23 protein-coding genes are annotated in these 22,394 nt (G+C 62.1%); 14 read left to right on the forward strand and 9 right to left on the reverse strand.

The window, feature by feature from the left end:
• Positions 1-6 precede the first annotated feature (6 nt).
• Complete coding sequence (gene pyrE, locus CWR53_RS22115; RefSeq protein WP_058602773.1) at positions 7-648, reverse strand: orotate phosphoribosyltransferase; 642 nt, start codon at positions 646-648, stop codon at positions 7-9.
• An 80-nt stretch (positions 649-728) separates the two neighbouring features.
• Between pyrE and CWR53_RS22120 the strand changes: the two genes are divergently transcribed.
• Complete coding sequence (locus CWR53_RS22120) at positions 729-1,508, forward strand: exodeoxyribonuclease III (protein ID WP_023532406.1); 780 nt, start codon at positions 729-731, stop codon at positions 1,506-1,508.
• A 34-nt stretch (positions 1,509-1,542) separates the two neighbouring features.
• Here CWR53_RS22120 and CWR53_RS22125 read toward each other — a convergent pair whose 3' ends face one another.
• Both CWR53_RS22125 and rph read right to left on the reverse strand, forming a co-directional pair.
• Entirely contained in the window at positions 1,543-1,911 is a 369-nt protein-coding gene (locus tag CWR53_RS22125; protein WP_023532399.1) for a DUF4870 domain-containing protein, read from the reverse strand.
• Between the two features lie 22 nt (positions 1,912-1,933).
• A complete protein-coding gene (rph, locus tag CWR53_RS22130) occupies positions 1,934-2,656 on the reverse strand; it encodes a ribonuclease PH (RefSeq protein WP_023532860.1) in 723 nt (240 codons plus the stop codon).
• Positions 2,657-2,881: 225 nt separating this feature from the next.
• Here rph and CWR53_RS22135 point away from each other — a divergent pair, with 225 nt between their 5' ends.
• Entirely contained in the window at positions 2,882-3,745 is an 864-nt protein-coding gene (locus CWR53_RS22135; protein ID WP_058602772.1) for a YicC/YloC family endoribonuclease, read from the forward strand.
• Positions 3,746-3,758: 13 nt separating this feature from the next.
• A complete protein-coding gene (gene gmk, locus CWR53_RS22140; protein ID WP_027913368.1) occupies positions 3,759-4,379 on the forward strand; it encodes a guanylate kinase in 621 nt (206 codons plus the stop codon).
• 68 nt (positions 4,380-4,447) lie between these two features.
• Here gmk and CWR53_RS22145 read toward each other — a convergent pair whose 3' ends face one another.
• Together CWR53_RS22145 and CWR53_RS22150 are read right to left on the reverse strand one after the other, a co-directional pair.
• Entirely contained in the window at positions 4,448-5,989 is a 1,542-nt protein-coding gene (locus CWR53_RS22145) for an APC family permease (protein WP_100852495.1), read from the reverse strand.
• A gap of 110 nt (positions 5,990-6,099) precedes the next feature.
• On the reverse strand, positions 6,100-7,482 hold the full coding sequence (locus CWR53_RS22150; protein ID WP_100852496.1) for a glutamine synthetase family protein: 1,383 nt from the start codon (positions 7,480-7,482) through the stop codon (positions 6,100-6,102).
• A 206-nt stretch (positions 7,483-7,688) separates the two neighbouring features.
• Between CWR53_RS22150 and CWR53_RS22155 the strand changes: the two genes are divergently transcribed.
• The 5 genes from CWR53_RS22155 (at position 7,689) to CWR53_RS22175 (ending at position 12,423) form a co-directional block, all read left to right on the forward strand.
• On the forward strand, positions 7,689-8,561 hold the full coding sequence (locus tag CWR53_RS22155) for a LysR family transcriptional regulator (RefSeq protein ID WP_100852497.1): 873 nt from the start codon (positions 7,689-7,691) through the stop codon (positions 8,559-8,561).
• A gap of 237 nt (positions 8,562-8,798) precedes the next feature.
• A complete protein-coding gene (rpoZ, locus tag CWR53_RS22160) occupies positions 8,799-9,062 on the forward strand; it encodes a DNA-directed RNA polymerase subunit omega (RefSeq protein WP_012312123.1) in 264 nt (87 codons plus the stop codon).
• Between the two features lie 59 nt (positions 9,063-9,121).
• A complete protein-coding gene (gene spoT / locus CWR53_RS22165) occupies positions 9,122-11,230 on the forward strand; it encodes a bifunctional GTP diphosphokinase/guanosine-3',5'-bis pyrophosphate 3'-pyrophosphohydrolase (protein ID WP_027913364.1) in 2,109 nt (702 codons plus the stop codon).
• A gap of 23 nt (positions 11,231-11,253) precedes the next feature.
• Complete coding sequence (locus CWR53_RS22170) at positions 11,254-11,634, forward strand: RidA family protein (protein WP_009684531.1); 381 nt, start codon at positions 11,254-11,256, stop codon at positions 11,632-11,634.
• A gap of 57 nt (positions 11,635-11,691) precedes the next feature.
• The gene (locus CWR53_RS22175) at positions 11,692-12,423 is read left to right on the forward strand and encodes a hypothetical protein (RefSeq protein ID WP_100852498.1); all 732 of its coding nucleotides are present in this window, start codon (positions 11,692-11,694) and stop codon (positions 12,421-12,423) included.
• Between the two features lie 57 nt (positions 12,424-12,480).
• Here the strand turns inward: CWR53_RS22175 and CWR53_RS22180 are convergent, their stop codons facing one another.
• Positions 12,481-13,332 carry an SDR family oxidoreductase gene (locus CWR53_RS22180; RefSeq protein WP_058602767.1) on the reverse strand — a complete coding sequence of 284 codons (852 nt, stop codon included), beginning with the start codon at positions 13,330-13,332 and terminating at the stop codon, positions 12,481-12,483.
• A gap of 165 nt (positions 13,333-13,497) precedes the next feature.
• Between CWR53_RS22180 and exbB the strand changes: the two genes are divergently transcribed.
• The 6 genes from exbB to CWR53_RS22210 all read left to right on the forward strand — a co-directional run bounded on the left by exbB (position 13,498) and on the right by CWR53_RS22210 (position 20,201).
• On the forward strand, positions 13,498-14,460 hold the full coding sequence (gene exbB, locus CWR53_RS22185) for a tonB-system energizer ExbB (protein WP_058603072.1): 963 nt from the start codon (positions 13,498-13,500) through the stop codon (positions 14,458-14,460).
• A 3-nt stretch (positions 14,461-14,463) separates the two neighbouring features.
• Positions 14,464-14,892 (forward strand): TonB system transport protein ExbD, encoded by a 429-nt coding sequence (gene exbD / locus CWR53_RS22190; protein WP_058602766.1) that lies wholly within the window; start codon positions 14,464-14,466, stop codon positions 14,890-14,892.
• Positions 14,889-15,620, forward strand: a complete 732-nt coding sequence (locus CWR53_RS22195) for an energy transducer TonB (RefSeq protein ID WP_027913359.1) — start codon at positions 14,889-14,891, stop codon at positions 15,618-15,620. Before exbD ends, CWR53_RS22195 begins: the two co-directional genes overlap by 4 nt.
• 93 nt (positions 15,621-15,713) lie before the next feature.
• Positions 15,714-16,640 (forward strand): hydrogen peroxide-inducible genes activator, encoded by a 927-nt coding sequence (locus CWR53_RS22200; protein ID WP_023532770.1) that lies wholly within the window; start codon positions 15,714-15,716, stop codon positions 16,638-16,640.
• Between the two features lie 3 nt (positions 16,641-16,643).
• Entirely contained in the window at positions 16,644-18,722 is a 2,079-nt protein-coding gene (gene recG, locus CWR53_RS22205; protein WP_023532570.1) for an ATP-dependent DNA helicase RecG, read from the forward strand.
• A gap of 75 nt (positions 18,723-18,797) precedes the next feature.
• Positions 18,798-20,201 carry an aminoacyl-tRNA deacylase and HDOD domain-containing protein gene (locus CWR53_RS22210; RefSeq protein WP_100852499.1) on the forward strand — a complete coding sequence of 468 codons (1,404 nt, stop codon included), beginning with the start codon at positions 18,798-18,800 and terminating at the stop codon, positions 20,199-20,201.
• Positions 20,202-20,233: 32 nt separating this feature from the next.
• Here CWR53_RS22210 and CWR53_RS22215 read toward each other — a convergent pair whose 3' ends face one another.
• From CWR53_RS22215 to CWR53_RS22225, 3 genes are all read right to left on the reverse strand, one after another.
• The gene (locus CWR53_RS22215; RefSeq protein ID WP_100852500.1) at positions 20,234-20,608 is read right to left on the reverse strand and encodes a helicase; all 375 of its coding nucleotides are present in this window, start codon (positions 20,606-20,608) and stop codon (positions 20,234-20,236) included.
• A gap of 146 nt (positions 20,609-20,754) precedes the next feature.
• On the reverse strand, positions 20,755-21,054 hold the full coding sequence (locus CWR53_RS22220; protein ID WP_058602763.1) for an HU family DNA-binding protein: 300 nt from the start codon (positions 21,052-21,054) through the stop codon (positions 20,755-20,757).
• 189 nt (positions 21,055-21,243) lie between these two features.
• Positions 21,244-22,392: an NAD(P)/FAD-dependent oxidoreductase gene (locus CWR53_RS22225; RefSeq protein WP_100852501.1), complete on the reverse strand. Its 1,149-nt coding sequence runs from the start codon at positions 22,390-22,392 to the stop codon at positions 21,244-21,246.
• Positions 22,393-22,394 lie beyond the last annotated feature (2 nt).

Here is a 22,394-nt window from a genome sequence, read left to right on the forward strand (position 1 = left end):
CCTGGGTCAGATCCCGTACTGCGCCCGATAGGCCTCAACCGCCGGCAGGTGCTGCTTGAGTTGCGGGTCGTCAGCCAGGAACTCCAGTACCTGAGTCAGCGAGACGATACTGACCACCGGTATGCCGAAGTCGCGCTCCACTTCCTGGATGGCCGAGAGCTCACCATTGCCACGCTCTTCACGGTTCAATGCGATCAGCACCCCAGCGGCGTTGGCCTGCTGTGCCTTGATGATCTGCATGACTTCGCGAATGGCGGTACCGGCAGTGATCACGTCGTCGATGATCAGCACATCGCCTGCCAGGGGCGCACCGACCAGGCTGCCGCCTTCGCCGTGGTCCTTGGCTTCCTTGCGGTTGAAGCACCAGGGCACGTCTTGCCGATGCTGGTCAGCCAGCGCGACGGCAGTGGTCGCGGCCAGGGGAATACCCTTGTAGGCCGGGCCGAACAGCACGTCGAACGAGATCTTGCTGTCAACGATGGCGGCGGCGTAGCAACGCCCCAGCTCGGCCAGCGCCGAACCTGTGTTGAACAGGCCAGCGTTGAAGAAGTACGGGCTGGTACGCCCAGACTTGAGAGTGAATTCACCGAAACGCAGGACCCCGCGATCGATGGCAAAACGGATGAAGTCGCGCTGATACGGCTGCATGGAAAGTCCCGGACACCACGGATTTAGCTAAATGGGTTGAGCTCGGGTATCATACACGCACGAGATTTATGGGGCCATTTATGCGGATCATCAGTGTGAACGTTAATGGCATTCAGGCTGCGGCCGAGCGTGGTTTGCTCAGCTGGCTACAGGCCCAGAATGCCGACGTCATCTGCCTTCAGGATACCCGCGCCTCGGCCTTTGAACTCGATGACCCAGCTTTCCAGCTCGATGGCTATTTCCTTTATGCCTGCGACGCGGAGGTGCCTGCCCAAGGTGGTGTGGCCCTTTATTCGCGCATGCAGCCCAAGGCAGTCATCACCGGCCTGGGCTTCGAGACAGCCGACCGTTACGGGCGTTACCTGCAAGCAGATTTCGACAAAGTCAGTATTGCCAGCCTGCTCTTGCCTTCGGGCATGAACGGGGATGAAGACTTGAACCAGAAATTCAAGTTGATGGACGACTTCGCCAAGTACCTGGACAAGCAGCGTCGCAAGCGCCGCGAGTACATCTATTGCGGCTCGTTCTATGTGGCCCAGCAGAAGCTCGACATCAAGAACTGGCGTGACAGCCAGCAGTCGCCGGGCTTCCTGCCGCCAGAGCGTGCCTGGATGGATGCCATTACCGGCGAGATGGGTTACGTGGATGCCCTGCGAGAAGTCAGCCGTGAGGGTGACCAATACAGCTGGTGGCCGGACAACGAGCAGGCCGAAATGCTGAACCTGGGCTACCGGTTCGACTACCAGATCCTTACCCCCGGCCTGCGCCGCTTCGTGCGCAACGCGCGCTTGCCACGCCAGCCGCGCTTCTCCCAGCATGCGCCGTTGATCGTCGACTACGACTGGACGCTGACCATCTGAGCAACCAGTGGGGCTGCCTTGCAGCCCCACCTGGCTATTTGATCGGTCGCCAGATCATCGGGTAGCGGTAAGGCTTGCCTTCGTTGGCCCGTACCGCAGCAATGACGATCAGAATCATCACCGCCACTGACAGCACGGCAAACAGCACCAGCCCGATCACCACGAATATCAGCAGGAGGCAGATGAACCCTGCCACGGTCACGCTGATCTGGAAATTCAGCGCTTCCTTGCCTTGCGCATCGATGAACGGGTCCTGCTCGCGCTTCAGATGCCACAGCACCAACGGCCCCAGCAGGTGCCCGAGCGGGATCACCAGGCCAAGGAGCGCGGAAAGGTGGCAGAGCATCGCCCACTGCCTGACCTCGGCACTGGGCGGGATGATCGAAAGATTCGGATCGGTCATGCCTGCACCCTCCTGATCAGGTTCAGTCTGCCAGCGCGGCTTGCTGCAGCTGGAAGATCTCGTCCATGCCCTTCTGCGCCAGGGCAAGCATGGCGTTGAAGTCTTCTGGCTGGAACGGCGCACCTTCTGCCGTGCCTTGCACCTCGATGAACCCGCCAGCGCTGGTCATGACCACGTTCAAGTCGGTTTCGGCTGCCGAGTCCTCCAGGTAGTCCAGGTCGAGCACCGCTTCACCCTGATACATACCCACCGACACGGCGGCGATCATGTGCTTGAGCGGATTGCCCGCCTTCAGGCCACCACGCTTCTTGATCACGGCCAGGGCATCGCAGACGGCAACCATGGCACCGGTAATGGAGGCTGTACGGGTGCCGCCATCGGCCTGGATGACGTCGCAATCGATGTAAAGCGTAATGTCACCGAGCTTGCTCATGTCCAGCGCCGCGCGCAATGAGCGGCCGATCAGGCGCTGGATCTCCAGCGTGCGACCACCTTGCTTGCCACGGCTGGCTTCGCGCTGGTTACGTTCACCCGTCGAGCGTGGCAGCATGCCATATTCGGCGGTCAACCAACCTTGGCCCTGGCCTTTGAGAAAGCGCGGCACGCCGTTTTCCACGCTGACCGTGCAGATTACTTTCGTGTCACCGAACTCGACCAGTACCGACCCTTCGGCGTGCTTGGTGTAGTTGCGGGTGATGCGGATCGAGCGGAGCTGATCGGCGGCGCGACCACTTGGACGTTTCATCTGGGATACCTGTACTGGGACATTGAATCTGGCAGGCATTATAGAGCCCGTAGCCTAGTGAGGACACGCCTATCGTCGCTGACAGTCCAGCGCGCCTGCATTTGCGGCGGTCCTGTCCGTCGCTCAGGCGCAGCGGCGCATTGGGCCGCAAGGCCCCAGTGCGCTACAATCCTGCGCCTCGCAGCCAGCAGGCTGCAATGTCCAACCTATACGCGAGGTACCCCCATGGTGCACAGCATGACCGCGTTCGCACGGGTCGAGCGCGCCGGCAGCCAAGGCACCCTGGTCTGGGAGCTGCGCTCGGTCAACCACCGTTACCTGGAGCCGCACCTGCGCCTGCCCGACGCCCTGCGCGACCTTGAAGGTGGCGTGCGTGAAGGCCTGCGCCAAGGCCTTTCCCGAGGCAAGGTGGAGTGCACCCTGCGCCTGAACGAGGACAGCAGCGGCAAGCCGTTGCAGGTCGACCGCGAGCGCGCTGCGCAGCTAGTGGCCGCCGCCGAGCAAGTGGCGGCGTTGATCCAGCAGCCGGCGCCGCTCAACCCCTTGGAAGTGCTGTCCTGGCCAGGCGTATTGGTCGCTGATGCCAGCGACCCACAGGCACTCAATGCCCAGGCCATGGCACTGTTCAACGACGCGCTTGCCGAACTCAAGGCCGGGCGTCAGCGCGAAGGCCAGGAACTGGCCCGTCTGATCAACGAGCGCCTGGACAGCATGGCCGAAGAGGTCACGACGCTGCGAGCGCTGGTGCCGCAGATGCTGGCCACGCAACGTCAGAAGATCCTGGACCGCTTCAACGACCTTCAGGCTGAAATCGACCCGCAGCGCCTGGAACAGGAAATGGTCCTGCTGGCCCAGAAGAGCGACGTGGCCGAGGAGCTTGATCGCCTCGACACCCATGTCGCCGAAGTACGACGCGTACTCAAGGGTGCAGGTGCCGCCGGGCGTCGCCTGGATTTCCTGATGCAAGAACTCAATCGCGAAGCCAACACGCTCGGTTCCAAAGCCTTCGATCCCCGCAGCACGCAGGCGGCGGTCAACTTGAAGGTACTGATCGAGCAGATGCGTGAACAAGTACAGAATATCGAGTAAGGCCACACCGACCATGAACCACACCAGCGGCACCCTCTATATCGTTTCCGCTCCGTCCGGCGCCGGCAAGACCAGCCTGGTCAACGCCCTGACCCAGGACGACAAGCAGATCCGTGTTTCCGTCTCGCACACTACCCGCGCCATGCGTCCTGGCGAGCAGCATGGTGTGAACTACCATTTCGTCGAGCATGATGCGTTCAGGGCACTGATCGAACAGGGCGATTTTCTGGAGCATGCCGAGGTGTTCGGCAACTTCTATGGCACCTCGCGCAGCGCCCTGCAGCAGACGCTGGACCAAGGCTTCGACCTGATCCTGGAAATCGACTGGCAAGGCGCGCAGCAGGTACGCAAGCTGATGCCACAGGCGCTGTCGGTCTTCATCCTGCCGCCAAGCCAGGCCGCCTTGCGCGAGCGCCTTGATGGCCGAGGCCAGGACAGTGACGCAATCATCGCCGGGCGCATGAAAGAGGCCGTCAGCGAGATGGTGCATTACGACGAGTACGACTACGTGATCATCAACGATGTTTTCGATACGGCACTGGCGGACTTGAAGGCCGTGTTCCGTGCCAATCGCCTGCTCCTGAAGAAGCAGCAACACCGTCATGGGGCGCTGCTCGAGCAGTTGATCGGCTGATGTGCACGGGCCTCCTGGGAGGCCCTTGCATGACCTTCAGCACGTCGTAGGCAGGGCCCGGGCCCTGGTTAGTCCTGCAACGGCAAGGTGGCGTGCTGACGCAGCGTGGCCCCCAGGAAGTAGGCCGGGGCTCTCAGCCGGGACATCAGCATCAACACGATCCCCAGGACGGAGATGATCGCCGCGATCACGAACACCAGCCCAACCCCGCCCACGTGCGAGCCACTGCCGAAGTCCGGCGAGGCGCTGTCTATGGCCGTGCGCACGAAGATCACCGACAGGATGACCCCGCCCACCAAAGGGCACAGCCCGCGCATGAGCAAATGCCGAAGGCTGCCGAACAGGCTGCTGCGGAAATACCAGACGCAGGCGAAGGCCGTGAGTGAGTAATAGAAGCAGATCATCATGCCCAGGGCGGTGATGGTGTCGGCCAGTACGTTCTCGCTGAGCGTGCGCATGGTGACGTAGAAAAGTCCGGCGGCTACCCCGGCGCAGATCGTGGCGTAACGCGGCGTCTGTGAGCGCGGGCAGACCTTGGCAAACTTCTGCGGTACCGCCCCGTAATAGCCCATGGCAAGCAGGGTGCGCGCAGGCGAGACGAAGGTCGATTGCAAGGAAGCGGCAGTGCTGGCCAGTACCGCGATGGACATCAGGATTGCCAGCGGCCCCATGACCGGGCCGGCCAGGTGGGCGAACACGTTTTCCTGGATGCGCGGGTTGTTCAGGCCCAGCCCCGACTCGCTGATGCCGGCGAACTGCAAGGTGGCAATGGCCGTCAGCAAGTAGAGGCCCAGAATCAACAGCACGGTCCAGGTGGCTGCCTTGCCCGGAACCTCTTCGCTGCCTACCGATTCTTCACTGACGGTCAGGCATACGTCCCAGCCCCAGAAAATGAAGATCGACAACGATAGGCCGGCGGCGAACGCCGAGAAGGATTCGACCCCGAACGGGTTGAACCAGGCGAAATCGAACGCCAGGGGTGGTGGCGCCGTTGTTTCACCAAACGCTGCGAAGGCGAAGCCCACCAGTACCAGCAGTTGCAACGCCACCAGACCGTACTGCACGGTCATGGTCGTGGTCATGCCTCGGCAACAGATCCACACGGCCAAGGCAATGAACACGCAACAGGTCACGATGTTGATCAGCAAGTTGTCGGCAAGCGCCGCCAGTTCAGGGTTGCCCGTGATCTGGCCGAGGAACAGGTAGAAGAAATCCACCGCCACACCGGCCAGGTTCGACAGCACGATGGTAGTCGCCACCACCAGCCCCCAACCGCCGATCCACCCGATCATCGGGCCGAAGGCTCGCGCCGACCAGGTGAACGACGTACCGCTGTCCGGCTCGGCCGAATTCAGCTCGCGATAGCCCAGGGCGACCAGCAGCATGGGCAGGAACCCGACGATGAACACCGCTGGCAGGTGAGCCCCGACCTCGCGCACGGTCGGGCCCAAGGCGCCGGTAAGGGTGTAGACCGGCGCAATGGTGGAGATGCCCAGCACCACGCTGGCCAACAGCCCCAATCGGCCCTTGGCCAGGCCCTTGCCACCCTGTTGGATGCTTTCGCCAGCCGCCACATCGGGTGGGCGGCCGGCTTCTGTGTAATCGCTCATGAGTATCAGCCGTAGATGTTGGAATTGTTTTTAACAAGCCTCTCGCCAAGGCCTGCCCACTCAGAGCCCGCTGCGAAACCTTCCCCTGGCCTCATGCAGGCGCCTTGGCGCTACACGGTGTGCAGGTACCAGTTGTATTCGAGGTCGGAAATCGACGCCTCGAATTCGGCCAGCTCGCTGTCCTTGCAGGCCACGAAGATATCGATGTAGTGCGCACTGATGTATTGCCTGAGTACGCCACTGTCTTCCAGCGCGCGCAACGCGTCGCGCAGGTTGTTCGCAAGGCTCTGCTCCAGTTGCTCGAAAGCATTGCCTTCAATGGGCGCCTGCGGCTCGATCTGGTGGGTCAGGCCATGGTGAACGCCAGCAAGAATCACCGCAAGCATCAGATAGGGATTGGCGTCTGCACCTGCCACGCGATGTTCCAGGCGCGTGCTTCGGCTGTTTTCTGTCGGTACACGCAGGGCGACGGTACGGTTATCCAAGCCCCAGCCTGGGGCATTTGGCACATTGAACTGGGCGCCGAACCTGCGATACGAATTGATGTTCGGGCACAGGAAGGCCATGGACGCAGGGAGCGTCTGCAGCATGCCGCCGATAGCATGGCGCAGCGCGTCGCACCTCAGTGGGTCTTCGCTTGCAAAGAGGTTCCTGCCGCTGTGTTTTTCCACCAGCGACAGGTGAACATGTAGACCACTGCCCGCCTGGCCGGGATAGGGCTTGGCCATGAATGTCGTGTCCATTTCGTGGTCGTAGGCAACGTTCTTGATCAGGCGCTTGAGCAGGATCGCTTGATCACAAGCTTTCAGAGGGTCGGCCACGTGATGCAGATTGACCTTGAACTGCGCAGGCGCGCTTTCCTTGACGATGGCATCCACCGGCAAGCCCTGGGCCTTTGCCGCTTCGAGAATGTCCTGCAAACAGTCGGCGTACTCGTCCAGGTCGTCGATGAAGTAGGCCTGGGTCGAATGGGCACGCTTTCCGGATAACGGCGAGCGCGGCGGCTGCGGTCGGCCATTGAGGTTGTCCTGGTCGATCAGGTAGAACTCGAGCGCCAACGCAACGCACAGGGTCAGGCCCAGCGCGTCGAACCGGCTCACGACCTGACGCAAGACCTCGCGCGGATCAGCGAAGAACGGCTGACCGTCCAGTTCGTGCATGGTCATGAGCAACTGGGCGGTGGGACGCTTCTGCCAGGGCTCGTGCGCAAGCGTACCGGCAATGGGGTAGCAGATGCGATCGGCATCGCCCATATCCAGGCCCAGCCCGGTGCTTTCTAGGGTGGCGCCGTTGATGTCTAGCGCAAACAGCGATGCCGGCAGGTTGATGCCTCGCTCATACACCTTGTGCAAGCTGGCCCGCTCGATGCGCTTGCCGCGCACGACTCCATTCATATCGGCAATCAGCAAGTCGACGTACTGGGTGTCGGGGTGTGCCTGCAGGAAGTCATTCATCTCGCGTGAGGAACGGGCGCACGGGGCTACCGACGTCATGGCTGTACATCCTTTGCTTGGCTGCGGCGATGTGGAGAGACGGCTGGCGCCTGGTAGGCGACGATGGTTGCAGCTGTTGTTGTTTTCACTTTCCCATCGTGGGGATTGATAACCGCAGCGGGCGCATTGATTCCCGGGGGTCGTTTCACTATAAAATGGCCCTGACGCAACAGACATTGGCAATTCGGCAACGAGAGCGTGCACCGATGCAATATCAAATCACCCATGCCGACCTTTCCCTGGTTCTGGCGTTGGAACGCGGGCGCTCTCTGGCCAAGGCGGCCGAGTTGCTCAAAGTGGATGTATCGACCGTTTTCCGGTCGATACGCCGCCTGGAGTCGGCGCTGGGCACGGCTCTGTTCGTCAAGAGCCGCAAAGGCTACTTGCCTACCGATACTGCACAGGCCCTCGCCGAGCAGGCCGAGCGCGCCGAGCAAGCACTCGAGGCGGCGCGCATTGCCATGACCAGCGGTGAACAGGTCGTCAGCGGCACCGTGCGGCTGACCTGCACTGAGGCCGTCATGCACAGCCTGCTGCTGCCTGCACTGGCCGACTTCATGCAGAATTACCCCGCGCTGTCGCTGGAGATGGGCACCTCAAACGTGTTTGCCAACCTCAGCCGGCGAGATGCAGACATCGCCCTGCGCCTGACCAACACGCCGCCTGAGCACCTGGTAGGGCGCAAGCTGGGCTCGACTTCCTACGTGATATGCGGCCAACCCCATTGGCGCGACCGCCTCGATGAAAGCGCCAGCGCGGTGCCATGGATCGCGCCGGATGACGCCATGCAGGACCATCCGACGGTGGTCTGGCGCAACCAGCAACACCCTGGCCTGAGCCCGCGCTACCAGTGCAGCGGCATGTCCACCATTGCCCAACTGGTCACCGCTGGCCTGGGCGTGGCAGCGCTGCCGGACTACATGGTGCATAGCCTGCCAGGGGTCGATGCACTCAGCGGGCCGCTGCCAGGTTGCGACACCCAGTTGTGGCTCTTGACCCGACCGGACTGCCGCGCGCTGCGCTCGGTCCAAACCCTTTTCGAGGAGCTCACCCCGCGGTTGCGCGACGCAATGCTCTGAGGTTATTGTCGGGGCCATTGCAAGGCGTCTATGGCGGTCCTTGCACTGCGTCCCAGAGGTATCGTCAGGCCTGGCAAACGCGGACGTGCACCGCAGTACCTGAATGACTCGCAGCGCACCGCACGGCGGCGCTCGACAAAACAGCGCTTCCCTATTGGCTGGTGAATTTTTATACTATCGAGTCCGCCTGCCCACTAATGGGCTGCACGCCTACCGCATTTGCTACTGAGGAAGACCATGGCCCGCGTAACTGTTGAAGACTGCCTGGAACACGTGGATAACCGTTTTGAGCTGGTCATGCTCTCGACCAAGCGCGCTCGCCAGCTGGCGACCGGCGGTAAAGAGCCACGCGTTGCGTGGGAAAACGACAAGCCCACCGTCGTTGCCCTGCGCGAAATCGCCGAAGGCATCGTGACCAACGAATTCATCGCCGCTGAAGAAATTGTCACCGAGGATCCGGTCTTTGCCGCGTTCGAGGACGAGTCGAACGAGGCTGTCTGATTGATGCCCGGTCGACGTCGCAAGGCGCAAGGCCCCCTATCTCGGCAGGAGGCTAAGCCATGCCGGGTATAGAGGCCTTGGCCGAACGGCTGTCGACTTACCTGGGCCCCGAACAGGTCAACCTGGTACGGCGTGCCTACTTCTACGCAGAACAAGCGCACGATGGGCAACGTCGCCGCAGTGGCGAGCCCTACGTAACGCACCCGTTGGCCGTGGCCAGCATCCTTGCCGACATGCACATGGACCATCAAAGCCTGATGGCGGCCATGCTCCATGACGTGATCGAAGACACCGGCATTGCCAAGGAAGCCCTCAGCCAGCAGTTTGGCGAGACGGTTGCCGAGCTGGTGGACGGCGTCAGCAAGCTGACCCAGATGAACTTCGAAACCAAGGCCGAGGCGCAAGCCGAGAACTTCCAGAAAATGGCCATGGCCATGGCACGCGACATTCGCGTGATCCTGGTCAAGCTGGCCGACCGTCTGCACAACATGCGCACCCTGGAAGTGCTGTCCGGCGAGAAACGACGCCGGATTGCCAAGGAAACCCTCGAGATCTACGCCCCCATCGCCAACCGCCTGGGGATGCACACGGTACGCGTCGAGTTCGAAGACCTTGGCTTCAAGGCCATGCACCCGATGCGCTCGTCGCTGATTCATCGCGCCGTCAAAAGTGCACGGGGCAACCGCAAGGAAATCGTTGCCAAGATCGAGCAGTCGCTGGCCAACTGCCTGGCTGCCGACGGTATCGAAGGCGAGATCAGTGGCCGGCAAAAACACCTCTATGGCATCTACAAGAAGATGCGCGGCAAGCGTCGCGCCTTCAACGAGATCATGGACGTGTATGCTTTCCGCATCATCGTCGACAAGGTCGATACCTGCTACCGCGTCCTCGGTGCCGTGCACAACCTGTACAAACCGCTGCCAGGGCGGTTCAAGGACTATATCGCCATTCCCAAGGCCAACGGCTATCAGTCGTTGCACACCACCTTGTTCGGCATGCACGGCGTGCCCATCGAAATCCAGATCCGTACGCGCGAAATGGAAGAGATGGCCAATAACGGTATCGCTGCGCACTGGCTGTACAAGGCCAATGGGGATGAGCAGCCCAAGGGCAACCATGCCCGTGCCAGGCAGTGGGTCAAAGGCATCCTTGAATTGCAGCAGCGTGCAGGCAACTCGCTGGAGTTCATCGAGAGCGTCAAGATCGACCTGTTCCCGGACGAGGTGTACGTCTTCACGCCCAAAGGCCGCATCATGGAGCTGCCCAAGGGCTCCACTGCCGTGGACTTCGCCTACGCGGTGCACACCGACGTTGGCAACAGCTGCATCGCATGCCGTATCAACCGACGCCTGGCACCGCTCTCCGAGCCGTTGCAGAGTGGCTCGACGGTAGAGATCGTCAGCGCACCGGGGGCTCGACCCAATCCGGCGTGGCTCAATTTCGTGGTCACCGGCAAGGCGCGCACACATATTCGCCATGCGCTCAAGCAGCAGCGCCGCTCCGAATCCATCAGCCTGGGCGAGCGGCTGCTCAACAAGGTACTGACTGGTTTCGACAGCGCGCTGGAGCAGATTCCCCGCGAGCGCGTGCAGGCAATCCTCAGCGAATACCGCCTGGAGTTGATTGAAGACCTGCTTGAAGACATCGGGCTGGGCAACCGCATGGCCTACGTGGTCGCGCGCCGTCTGCTGTCTGCAGAAGGCGAGCAACTGCCGGCCCCCGAAGGTCCGCTGGCGATTCGCGGTACCGAAGGCCTGGTGCTCAGCTATGCCAAGTGCTGCACGCCGATTCCGGGCGACCCGATCGTGGGTCACCTTTCGGCGGGCAAGGGCATGGTCGTGCACCTTGAGAACTGCCGAAACATCAGTGAAATTCGCCACAACCCCGAGAAATGCGTCCAGCTTTCCTGGGCCAAGGACATCACTGGCGAATTCAACGTCGAATTGCGCGTAGAGCTGGAGCACCAGCGCGGCCTGATTGCCTTGCTGGCCAGCAGCGTCAACGCGGCCGATGGCAACATCGAGAAGATCAGCATGGACGAACGCGACGGCCGTATCAGCGTGGTCCAACTGGTGGTCAGCGTGCACGACCGCGTGCACCTGGCGCGTGTGATCAAGAAGCTGCGTACCCTGACCGGTGTGGTTCGCATCACCCGCATGCGTACGTAGTCCGCCAACCGCAAGGAGTCATCATGAGCAAGACCGTCATCAACAGCGACAAGGCCCCTGCCGCCATCGGCACCTATTCGCAGGCGATCAAGGCCGGTAACACCGTGTACATGTCTGGCCAGATCCCGCTGGATCCCAAGACCATGGAACTGGTCGAAGGCTTCGAGGCCCAGACCGTCCAGGTGTTCGAGAACCTCAAGGCTGTGGCCGAAGCAGCAGGCGGTTCGTTCAAGGACATCGTCAAGCTGAACATCTTCCTGACCGACCTGAGCCATTTCGCCAAGGTCAACGAGGTGATGGGTCGCTACTTCGAGCAGCCTTACCCCGCTCGCGCCGCCATCGGCGTGGCCGCGCTGCCAAAAGGCGCGCAGGTCGAGATGGACGCCATCCTCGTCATCGAGTGATGCCCCAGGCGGCGGGCATTGCCCTCGCCGCCTTCTCTCTCCTGGAAGGTTCCCGACATGCGCATAGCATTGCCTCTTACGCTGGCAGCCCTGGTCCTAGGCGGCTGCGCCAGCCACAAACCTGAAGACTTCAACGGCACCTGGATCAATCAGGACGCCATCACTGCGGCCGTCAAGCAAGGCAACCTTCGCCAGGCCCTGAATGAGCATGGCCCGGTCTTCGAGTGGAAGCTCGATGTTGCCACCCAGCGCGCCAGCTACAGCAATGGGTTCGAGGCCTCGGACGGTCAGCTCAGCGCCAATGACAAGCAGTGGCTGGCCACCTTCGATGGCGGTGCCACCGAGCAATTGTCGCTGGACGGCGATGAACTGCAAACAGTCGACCAGCAAGGCGCGAAACAGCGCTTCGAGCGTGCCAAGACGCCCAGTGGCAACAATGCGCCACTGGGCAGCAGCTTCGAGCAGGCGCTGTACCAGGCTTATCTCGGCGGCGCCTGGACAATCATGGAGGGCCCAGGCAAGGGCGCCAACGTAACGTTCAGCGACAGCGGCAACGTCACCGGCCTGCCCGGTCCGGATCGTTTCGCCCTGTGCCTGGCCGGTGATTGCGCAACGATGGGCGGCAGCAATGACAGCCTGTGGCTGGAGCGCAACCAGCTCGGGGCACCGTTCATCATCAAGCGCAATGGCAATCAGCTGGAAATCTTCCAGGCGGTAAACCGCGCCCAGCCGGATGAAATGCCGATGCTCGCAGCCGGCAAGCGCCAGTGGCTGCTGCAACACAACTGACGATACCCCAGCCGGCGCGCAGATAGCACGTAAGCTACCTGCGCGCCGGCCAGGCGATCATTGCCCGAGGATCGCTGCGTAACCTTCCTTGTAACTGGGGTACTGCGGCGACCACCCCAGCCCCCGCGCGCGGGCGTTGCTGCAGCGCTTGCTGCCCGTGCGACGCACACGCTCCTCATCGGACCACTGCGTAACCCCCAACTGCTCACGCAGCCAGGCCACGACTTCAGCCAGCGGCGCCGGGCTATCGTCCACGCCGATGTAGCAATCGTCCAGCGCCTTGCCTTGGCTGTCGCATTGCAGCAGGAATGCCAGCAAGCTGGCAGCATCGTCCACGTGAATACGGTTGCCATACAACGGCGGTTGCTCGGCGACGCGATAACCCTGACGCACCTGACGCAACAGCCACTCTCGGCCTGGCCCGTAGATGCCGGTCAGGCGAACCACGCTGGCTGGCGCAGCACCGGACAGCGCCAGCCTTTCAGCCTCGAGCATGATGCGCCCCGAGTACCCCTCAGGTTCGGTGGCCGATTGCTCATCAACCCACTCCCCACCCTTGTGCCCAAACACGCTGCTGCTGGACACGAACAAAAGGCGTCGGGGTTGGTGCCCACGCTCGGCCAGCCAGCGCTGCACGTGACGCAACCCTTGGACATACGCCGCCTCATACCCTGCCTCGTCATGCTGGCTGGCAGCCACGCAATACACCACGTAGTCAGGTGCCCGCTCAGGCCAGGCAGCTGGGATGTTCGGGTTCGACAGATCAGCCGCAATCGGCGCTACGCCATCAGGCAACTGCGCCACCGAACGGCGCAGGCCGCTGACCTGCCAACCACGCGTCAGCATCTGCCGAGCCAGGCGACTGCCGACGTCCCCACATCCTACGATCAACACACTCAAGTCAGACATCTGAAGCCCTCTAGGGCCGATTGCTCAGCCCGTCTGCAGGAGAAAAAGCAACAATATTACTTTTGTTAACAAGAATTACTTGCAATAATGGCGGCCAAATTGTTCTCGGCCTGCCTCGAGGCCTTGAAGAACGCTCACCCATCATCTTCATCAGGTCCGGCCAGCATGACACGTACCCAACCTTCCGCTTCGCCAACCCCATCGCGCGCCTGGCGTGCCACCGCTGCGCTGATTCTCAGCCTGGCGCTGGCCCCGGTCGCCATGGCCGATGAGCCCAATGGCACTGCCCCAGTGACGGCCCCGGCGGCCAGCGCTGCTGCGCCCGCTAGCGCTCCGGCCGGTGAAGCGGCACCGGGTACCGTTGCACAGGCTCCGGCTGCTGCAGACCCTGACGCGCAAGCCCTGGTGGAAGATACCTCGCTCGGCATGGCCCATGACCTGTCGCCGTGGGGCATGTACAAGAACGCCGATGTCGTGGTCAAGGCCGTCATGATCGGCCTGGCCATCGCCTCGATCATCACTTGGACCATCTGGATCGCCAAAGGCTTCGAGTTGATGGGGGCCAAGCGCCGCCTGCGTGGGGAAATAGCCCGCCTGAAGAAATCGGCCAGCCTCAAGGAAGCCAGCGAAGTCTCCGACAAGCAAGGCACCCTGGCTCACACCCTGGTTCACGATGCGCTCGAGGAAATGCGCCTGTCGGCCAATGCCCGCGAAAAGGAAGGCATCAAAGAGCGTGTGAGCTTCCGCCTGGAGCGACTGGTACACGCCAGCGGACGTAATATGAGCAGTGGCACGGGCGTACTGGCCACCATTGGTTCCACTGCGCCATTCGTGGGCCTTTTCGGCACCGTATGGGGCATCATGAACAGCTTCATCGGCATCGCCAAGACCCAGACCACCAACCTCGCCGTGGTCGCCCCGGGTATTGCCGAAGCGCTGCTGGCCACCGCACTGGGCCTGGTTGCCGCCATCCCGGCCGTGGTCATCTACAACGTCTTCGCCCGCTCCATCGCCGGCTACAAGGCACAGGTGTCCGACGCTTCGGCCCAGGTGCTGCTGCTGGTCAGCCGTGACCTGGACCATCAGGGCAGCGATCGCGCCGCCCCGCACATGGTGAAAGTGGGGTAAGCCATGGGCCTGCATCTTAACGAAGGTGGCGACGACCTCGCCGAAAACCACGAAATCAACGTGACGCCGTTCATCGACGTGATGTTGGTGTTGCTGATCATCTTCATGGTCGCAGCGCCGCTTGCCACGGTCGACATCAAGGTCGACCTGCCTGCTTCGACGGCCAAGCCGGCGCCCAGGCCCGAGAAGCCTGTCTTCGTCAGCGTCAAGGCCGACCAGAAGCTCTATGTCGGTGATGACCCGGTCCCAACGCCCGAGCGCCTTGGCCCGATGCTGGACGCCAAGACCAAGGGTGACAAGGACACCACCATCTTCTTCCAGGCCGACAAAGGCGTGGACTACGGTGACCTGATGGAAGTGATGAATAACATGCGCGCGGCCGGCTACCTCAAAGTCGGTCTGGTAGGTCTTGAGACGGCAGCCAAGAAATGACGAAGACGCGGCACAATCTGGCGCGTTACAGCGGCAGCCTGGCGCTTGTGCTGGGTGTCCATGCCGTCGCTGTGCTGCTCATGCTCAACTGGTCGGTGCCCCAGGCCATCGAGCTGCCGCCGGCAGCCATGATGGTCGAGCTGGCACCGCTGCCGGAGCCTGCGCCACCACCCCCTCCCAAAGCAGTTCCCCAGCCACCGGCGCCGGTCGAAGAACCCCCGCTGCCGAAGGTAGTGGAAGCCCCTAAACCCAAGATTGCCATTCCCAAGCCGCCCAAGCCGAAGGCCAAGCCACAGCCGCCCAAGCCTGAGAAAAAGCCTGAGCCGCCGAAGGAAGCGCCGCCGACCAAGGAAACGGTAGACGCACCACCGAGCAATACGCCGCCGCAGAAGTCCGCAGCGCCCGCACCGAGCGTCGCCTCCAACAGCACCGCACTGCCGACCTGGCAGAGTGACCTGTTGCGCCATCTGGCGAAGTACAAGCGGTACCCGGAAGACGCGCGGCGCAGAGGCTTGCAGGGCATCAATCGCCTGCGTTTCGTAGTCGATGCCGAGGGCAAGGTCGTGTCGTATTCACTGGCCGGTGGGTCGGGTAGTGCGTCCCTGGACCGGGCAACCATGGAAATGATTCGGCGAGCGGGCAAGGTACCCAAACCGCCGGCTGAGCTGCTGAACAACGGGACGATCGAAGTCGTCGCGCCGTTCGTGTACTCACTGGACCGCCGCTGACGTTTTGTTTCTGTCACAAGTCGGCAAGTCTGATAACGTGCGTCTATCGATTGCAGCCGCTATGCTGGGCTCGCAACTTCATGGACGCACGTTATGACCCTCACAGAACTCCGTTACATCGTCACACTCGCCCAGGAACAGCACTTCGGCCATGCAGCCGAGCGTTGCCATGTGAGCCAGCCTACCCTTTCGGTGGGTGTGAAGAAGCTCGAGGATGAGCTCGGCGTACTGATCTTCGAGCGCAGCAAGAGCGCTGTGCGCCTCACGCCGGTTGGCGAAGGCATCGTGGCCCAGGCCCAGAAAGTGCTCGAACAGGCTCAGGGCATCCGCGAACTGGCCCAGGCCGGCAAGAACCAATTGACCGCACCGCTCAAGGTAGGCGCGATCTACACCGTCGGCCCCTACCTCTTTCCTCACCTGATCCCACAGCTGCACCGTGTGGCCCCGCAGATGCCGTTGTACATCGAGGAAAATTTCACCCATGTGCTGCGTGAGAAGCTGCGTAACGGTGAACTGGATGCGGTGATCGTCGCCTTGCCCTTCAACGAGGCCGACGTGCTGACCCTGCCGCTCTACGACGAGCCTTTCTGCGCACTGATGCCAGCCGACCACCCGTGGACGGCGAAGAAAACCATCGATGCGGCATCGCTCAACGACAAGAGCCTGTTGCTGCTGGGCGAGGGTCACTGCTTCCGTGACCAGGTGCTGGAGGCGTGCCCCACCCTGAACAAGGGCGGTGAAGGCGCACGCCACACCACGGTCGAATCCAGCTCGCTGGAAACCATTCGCCACATGGTGGCCTCTGGGCTGGGTGTCTCCATCCTGCCGCTGTCTGCCGTGCACAGTCACCACTACGCACCGGGCGTGATCGAAGTGCGTCCGCTGACTGCACCAGCGCCATTTCGTACCGTGGCGATCGCGTGGCGCGCCAGTTTCCCGCGGCCCAAGGCCATCGAGATTCTTGCCGACTCGATCCGCCTGTGCTCGGTCGCCAAAACGCCCACCGAGCAAACTGCCTGAGCCATGAGTGAGTTGTCGAAGGTACCGGTCACTGTGCTCAAGGGTGTCGGTGACGCCATGGCGCAGAAGCTTGCCAAGGTGGGCCTGGAAAACCTGCAGGACGTGTTGTTTCACCTGCCCTTGCGTTACCAGGACCGCACCCGCGTGGTGCCGATCGGGCAACTGCGGCCAGGGCAGGACGCGGTGATCGAGGGCGTGGTCAGCGGCGCGGACGTGACCATGGGCAAGCGACGTAGTCTGGTCGTTCGTCTGGGCGACGGGAGCGGCGTGCTGAGCCTGCGCTTCTACCATTTCAGCAACGCACAGAAGGAAGGGCTCAAGCGCGGCACTCACCTGCGTTGCTATGGCGAAGCCCGGCCGGGCGCATCGGGCCTGGAGATCTATCATCCGGAATACCGTGCACTGAACGGCGACGAACCGCCACCGCCGGTCGAACAGACGCTTACCCCGATTTACCCGTCTACCGAGGGGCTCACCCAGCAACGGCTACGCCTGCTCTGCCAACAGAGCCTGGCCTTGCTCGGGCCGCGCAGCCTGCCGGACTGGCTGCCCGAGGAGCTTGCGCGCGATTATCAGCTGGCCCCGTTGGACGATGCCATACGGTACTTGCACAACCCGCCGGCTGATGCCGACCTCGATGAGCTTGCCGAAGGCCACCACTGGGCCCAGCACCGCCTGGCATTCGAAGAGCTGCTGACCCACCAGCTGTCGCAGCAGCGATTGCGCGAAAGCCTGCGCAGCTTGCGCGCGCCGGTGCTGCCCAAGCCTTCCCGCCTGCAGGACGAGTACCTGGCCAATCTCGGCTTCAAGCCTACCGGGGCGCAGCAGCGGGTCGCCAATGAAATTGCCTACGACCTCAGCCAGCACGAACCCATGCTGCGCTTGGTGCAAGGTGATGTGGGCGCCGGCAAGACCGTGGTCGCGGCACTGGCAGCCCTGCAGGCGTTGGAGGCGGGTTACCAGGTGGCGCTGATGGCACCTACCGAGATTCTTGCCGAGCAGCACTACATCACCTTCAAACGCTGGCTGGAGCCACTGGGCATCGAAGTCGCCTGGCTGGCCGGCAAGCTCAAGGGCAAGGCCCGGGTCAGTGCACTGGAGCAGATCGCCGCCGGTGCGCCAATGGTGGTGGGTACCCACGCCCTGTTCCAGGAAGAGGTCAAGTTCAAGCACCTCGCCCTGGCCATCATCGATGAGCAGCACCGTTTTGGCGTCCAGCAGCGTCTGGCGTTGCGCAAAAAGGGTGTGAATGGCGAGTTGTGTCCTCATCAGCTGATCATGACGGCGACGCCCATTCCGCGTACCTTGGCCATGAGCGCCTATGCTGACCTGGATACTTCCGTGCTGGACGAATTGCCTCCCGGGCGTACACCGGTCAACACGGTGCTCGTGGCCGACAGCCGCCGCTTCGAAGTGGTCGAGCGGGTACGCGCCGCCTGCGCTGAAGGGCGTCAGGCCTACTGGGTCTGTACCCTTATCGAGGAGTCTGAAGAGCTGACCTGCCAGGCCGCCGAGAGCACCTACGAGGAACTTGGCAGCGCCCTGGGCGAATTGCGGGTCGGGCTGATTCACGGGCGTATGAAACCGGCAGAAAAAGCCGAGATCATGGCGCAATTCAAAGCCGGTGATCTGCAGCTGCTGGTGGCCACGACCGTGATCGAAGTTGGCGTCGATGTGCCAAACGCCAGCCTGATGATCATCGAAAACCCGGAGCGCCTGGGGTTGGCCCAGCTGCACCAGTTGCGTGGGCGAGTGGGCCGTGGCAGCGCTGCCAGCCACTGTGTTCTGCTGTATCACCCGCCCTTGTCACAGGTGGGCCGCGAGCGCCTGGGCATCATGCGCGAAACCAACGATGGCTTCATCATCGCGGAAAAGGACCTGGAGCTGCGCGGCCCGGGCGAGATGCTCGGCACGCGCCAGACGGGTCTGCTGCAGTTCAAGGTCGCTGACCTGATGCGCGATGCCGATCTGCTCCCGGCCGTTCGTGATGCAGCCCAGGCATTGGTGGCCCGCTGGCCGGAACATGTCAGCCCCTTGCTTGAACGCTGGCTGCGTCACGGGCAACAGTACGGCCAAGTCTGACCCAAGTGGTCAATGGATCCAGCCTCCCGGCGAGGCTGGTTATACTTCGCTTTTAGGAACCAGTGGACACGGACCATGACTCAAGCTGCCTTGGACACCGCAACCCCACAAACACCGTCGGTTATCCGGTTGCTGCTCGACAAGCTCGGCGTTGCCTACCGTGAGGTGTTGGCGCATCCCCCCCCGCCGGCTCAAGCCTGTGTACAGGCGGTGCTGCTGGACGACGAGGTGGGCGCACTGATGGTGCTGCTGCCGCAAAGCCAACTGCTGGACCTGAGCCGGCTCACCGAGCTGACTGGCCGGACACTCACCGCTGTGCCGGTGCCCCGCTTGCGCCAAATGCTGGAAAAACACCATCTCAAGGTTCTCCCGGGCATACCGGCGCTGACCAGCTCACCTTGCCAGTATGAAAAAAGCCTGCTCGAACCCGCGACCGTGTTCATTCAGTCAGGCCAGGAAGGCCTGCTGCTGGCCATCGACCGTGACCCGTTCAAACGCCTGCTGAGCAAAGCCAGCGCCAGCGCATTCGGGCAGGAGGTGCAGGCCATTGCCCTGAACCTGGACCGTCCGGACGATGACACCCGCGAGATCAGCCAGGCAGTTCAGGCCTTCACTGCACGACGCATTCAAAAGCGGCTCGAAGAAACCATCGAAATCCCGCCCCTGGCCGATACCGCGCAGAAGATCATGAAGCTGCGTGTCGACCCGAATGCCAGCATCGACGATATCACCGGGGTGGTGGAAACCGACCCGGCGCTGGCTGCGCAGGTCGTGAGCTGGGCGGCATCGCCCTATTACGCCTCGCCCGGCAAGGTACGCTCGGTCGAAGATGCGATTGTCAGGGTGCTGGGTTTCGATCTGGTGATCAACCTGGCCTTGGGCCTGGCCATGGGCAAGACGCTCAGCCTACCCAAGGACCAGCCTCAGCAAGCGACGCCTTACTGGCAGCACTCCATCTACACAGCGGCTGTCATCGAGGGCCTTACCCGTGCAATGCCCCGTGCCGAACGACCTGAGGCAGGCCTCACCTACCTTGCCGGCCTTCTGCACAATTTCGGGTACTTGCTGCTGGCACATGTGTTTCCGCCGCATTTTTCGCTGATCTGTCGGCATCTGGAGGTCAATCCCCATCTGTGCCACACCTATGTGGAGCGCCACCTTCTAGGGATCAGCCGCGAGCAAATTGGTGCCTGGCTGATGAAGCTGTGGGACATGCCCGAGGAGTTGTCCACGGCGCTGCGCTTCCAGCATGACCCCAACTACGAGGGCGACTATGCAGCCTTTCCCAACCTGGTTTTCCTCGCTACTCGATTGCTTCGCTCACGGGGTATCGGCTCGGGCCCGAAAGAGGAGATTCCCGATGCATTGCTTGAGCGTCTTGGGCTTTCCCGCGACAAGGCCAATGATGTCGTGAACAAGGTACTCGAGGCTGAGACCTTGCTGCGCGAGCTTGCGTCCCAGTTCACTGCGCCACACTGATTGACTGGGGCCGTCGCTCGACCCCTGCGCGGTCAATGCTTCTTTTTAGGTTTCAGGTACTTCATCAGGCCCTGGAACCACATCACCAAGGCCGGGTTGCCCTTGATCTGGATCGCCTTGTCCTGGATGCCCTGCATGAATGCCAGCTGCTTGTTGCGCGCCTGCAGGGTAGTGAAGCCATAGGCAGCATCCTTGAAGGCGATGGCGAAGGCAGGCTGCGCGAACGCGCCCCCTTTGCTACGGATGCGTTCGTCGGCGACGATGAAGTGCCGAGCGATCTTGCCGTCGAGGGTTTGCATCTGGAACACCAGATCCTTGCCCTTGAGCTGCTGCTGGAAGGCCGGATTGTTTCGGCTTGCCCTGGCCATCAGCAGGCCCATGACCCAGAGAAGTAAGCGGAACTTCATTTGAGCGTCTCGTCTAAAAAGTGACTGTGAGCGCCAGTTTATCCGCTTTATGATCCTTGCAGGGGGTCAACGAATTTTTTTTCGTGTGCAAAGACAAAGGGCGCTGTGGGCGCCCGATTGATTGTCATGCCGCTGACAGGCCTAGGTCATTTAGTCTTTTTAGCAGGCTTGGCGGGCACGTTGATACTGTCGCGCAAGTTCTTGCCTGGCTTGAAGGCTACCGTGTTGCTTGCCTTGATCTTGACGGGCTCACCCGTCTGCGGGTTTTTACCGGTTCGCGCCCCACGATGACGCTTCTCGAACGTGCCGAACCCCACCAGCGTCACTGTATCGTTGTTCACAGCCTGGGTAATGCTTTCGAGAATCGCGTTCAGCACCTCGTTGGCCTGGTCTTTGGTCAGGTCGGTCTTCTCGGCGATGACAGCGGCGAGTTCTGGTTTACGCATGATAATGAAGCCTCTTTGACGGAATTCTTGTTGTTATGCCGTGCCGCCTCAAGGGCAGCGTTCAAGGCGCCACGGGCTCTAAGCCGCGGCAGACGAGTGTGAGAATGGCACGCGCTTGAGTACCGCGCCAGTATCGGTACGGCCATAATGCACAGGCAAAAAAGGCATACATGACAGTTCGTGCGCTATTTACGCCATGACGGGTGGAAGCTGGCGGTTGAGCGTCAGTCTTTCCATCACGGTACTGCCGGTAAGGGCGTACCCGATCAGCTGGCCATCGGCGGCGTGGCAGAGCGCTTTGACGTCATTGCCCTCACCCTCTGCCTGCCACGTACCAATCTGCCCATTCGGCGGTGGCGACACCACCACAGGACAGGCAGGCGTCTTGACGGTGATGGGCATTGGCCCATAGCTGACGGCAGTGGGGGTGCCAGTCAGTGTCTGCGCCAGCGCTCGAACGCCACTCATCAACGGCATCACGTAGAGCAGGTTGATGCCGTCAACCTCGGCACAATCGCCCAAGGCGTGGATATTGGCATGGGAGGTACGCAGGAATCGGTCCACACAGATACCCCGCCCAGTCTGCAGGCCCGCTGCGGCAGCCAGGTCCGTTCGTGGGCGCAGGCCTACGGCCGACACGACCAGGTCGCACGCGATGACCTGGCCGTCGGACAGCTGTGCACGCACGCCATGCCCCTGGCGCTGCAAGCGCGTCAGCACGGGCCCGAGATGAAAGCGAATGCCGATACCCTGTAGCCCGCTCTGTACCGCCTGGGCCGCTGCCGGGTGCAACAGGGTGGGCATGATCTGCTCGCAGGGCGCGACCACATCAACCTCGAAACCACCAAGACGCATGTCGTTCGCAAACTCACAGCCGATAAGACCGGCGCCCAGGATCAATACCCGCTGCTTGCCGTCAGCCGCGGCGCGCAGGCGCGCGTAGTCTTCAAGGTCGTTGATCGGGAAGATCAGGTCGCTGGCGTCACCTTCCACAGGCACGCTGATGGTCTGTGCACCCAGCGCCAGGACGAGATCGCGATAGGGCACTGCCTCCTCTCCAATCCACAGGCGCCTGTGGCCTGGGTCGATACCCGTTATGCGCGTATGGGTGCGCACCTCGACGTTCAATTGCTCGGCCATGGCGCCGGGCTCGGCCATGCACAGCCCCTCGGCGTCCTTCTGCTTGGCGAAGCCGGTCGAGAGCATGGGCTTGGAGTAGGACCGCCCATCATCGGCAGTGATCATCAGCACGGGGGTGAGTGCATCGAACTTGCGTAATTCCCGGGCGAGGTTGTAACCCGCAAGCCCGGTGCCAATGATGACTACAGGAGGCGTCATGG

The organism is Pseudomonas sp. SGAir0191, assembly GCF_002812565.2.
GTDB classification, from domain to species: Bacteria; Pseudomonadota; Gammaproteobacteria; order Pseudomonadales; family Pseudomonadaceae; genus Aquipseudomonas; species Aquipseudomonas parafulva_B.

Excerpts from the sequence above, each read along its gene's own strand:
- pyrE (WP_058602773.1), bottom strand. The coding sequence starts at position 648 with ATGCAGCCGTATCAGCGCGACTTCATCCGTTTTGCCATCGATCGCGGG.
- CWR53_RS22120 (WP_023532406.1), top strand. The coding sequence starts at position 729 with ATGCGGATCATCAGTGTGAACGTTAATGGCATTCAGGCTGCGGCCGAG.
- CWR53_RS22125 (WP_023532399.1), bottom strand. The coding sequence starts at position 1,911 with ATGACCGATCCGAATCTTTCGATCATCCCGCCCAGTGCCGAGGTCAGG.
- rph (WP_023532860.1), bottom strand. The coding sequence starts at position 2,656 with ATGAAACGTCCAAGTGGTCGCGCCGCCGATCAGCTCCGCTCGATCCGC.
- CWR53_RS22135 (WP_058602772.1), top strand. The coding sequence starts at position 2,882 with ATGGTGCACAGCATGACCGCGTTCGCACGGGTCGAGCGCGCCGGCAGC.
- gmk (WP_027913368.1), top strand. The coding sequence starts at position 3,759 with ATGAACCACACCAGCGGCACCCTCTATATCGTTTCCGCTCCGTCCGGC.
- CWR53_RS22145 (WP_100852495.1), bottom strand. The coding sequence starts at position 5,989 with ATGAGCGATTACACAGAAGCCGGCCGCCCACCCGATGTGGCGGCTGGC.
- CWR53_RS22150 (WP_100852496.1), bottom strand. The coding sequence starts at position 7,482 with ATGACGTCGGTAGCCCCGTGCGCCCGTTCCTCACGCGAGATGAATGAC.
- CWR53_RS22155 (WP_100852497.1), top strand. The coding sequence starts at position 7,689 with ATGCAATATCAAATCACCCATGCCGACCTTTCCCTGGTTCTGGCGTTG.
- rpoZ (WP_012312123.1), top strand. The coding sequence starts at position 8,799 with ATGGCCCGCGTAACTGTTGAAGACTGCCTGGAACACGTGGATAACCGT.
- spoT (WP_027913364.1), top strand. The coding sequence starts at position 9,122 with ATGCCGGGTATAGAGGCCTTGGCCGAACGGCTGTCGACTTACCTGGGC.
- CWR53_RS22170 (WP_009684531.1), top strand. The coding sequence starts at position 11,254 with ATGAGCAAGACCGTCATCAACAGCGACAAGGCCCCTGCCGCCATCGGC.
- CWR53_RS22175 (WP_100852498.1), top strand. The coding sequence starts at position 11,692 with ATGCGCATAGCATTGCCTCTTACGCTGGCAGCCCTGGTCCTAGGCGGC.
- CWR53_RS22180 (WP_058602767.1), bottom strand. The coding sequence starts at position 13,332 with ATGTCTGACTTGAGTGTGTTGATCGTAGGATGTGGGGACGTCGGCAGT.
- exbB (WP_058603072.1), top strand. The coding sequence starts at position 13,498 with ATGACACGTACCCAACCTTCCGCTTCGCCAACCCCATCGCGCGCCTGG.
- exbD (WP_058602766.1), top strand. The coding sequence starts at position 14,464 with ATGGGCCTGCATCTTAACGAAGGTGGCGACGACCTCGCCGAAAACCAC.
- CWR53_RS22195 (WP_027913359.1), top strand. The coding sequence starts at position 14,889 with ATGACGAAGACGCGGCACAATCTGGCGCGTTACAGCGGCAGCCTGGCG.
- CWR53_RS22200 (WP_023532770.1), top strand. The coding sequence starts at position 15,714 with ATGACCCTCACAGAACTCCGTTACATCGTCACACTCGCCCAGGAACAG.
- recG (WP_023532570.1), top strand. The coding sequence starts at position 16,644 with ATGAGTGAGTTGTCGAAGGTACCGGTCACTGTGCTCAAGGGTGTCGGT.
- CWR53_RS22210 (WP_100852499.1), top strand. The coding sequence starts at position 18,798 with ATGACTCAAGCTGCCTTGGACACCGCAACCCCACAAACACCGTCGGTT.
- CWR53_RS22215 (WP_100852500.1), bottom strand. The coding sequence starts at position 20,608 with ATGAAGTTCCGCTTACTTCTCTGGGTCATGGGCCTGCTGATGGCCAGG.
- CWR53_RS22220 (WP_058602763.1), bottom strand. The coding sequence starts at position 21,054 with ATGCGTAAACCAGAACTCGCCGCTGTCATCGCCGAGAAGACCGACCTG.
- CWR53_RS22225 (WP_100852501.1), bottom strand. The coding sequence starts at position 22,392 with ATGACGCCTCCTGTAGTCATCATTGGCACCGGGCTTGCGGGTTACAAC.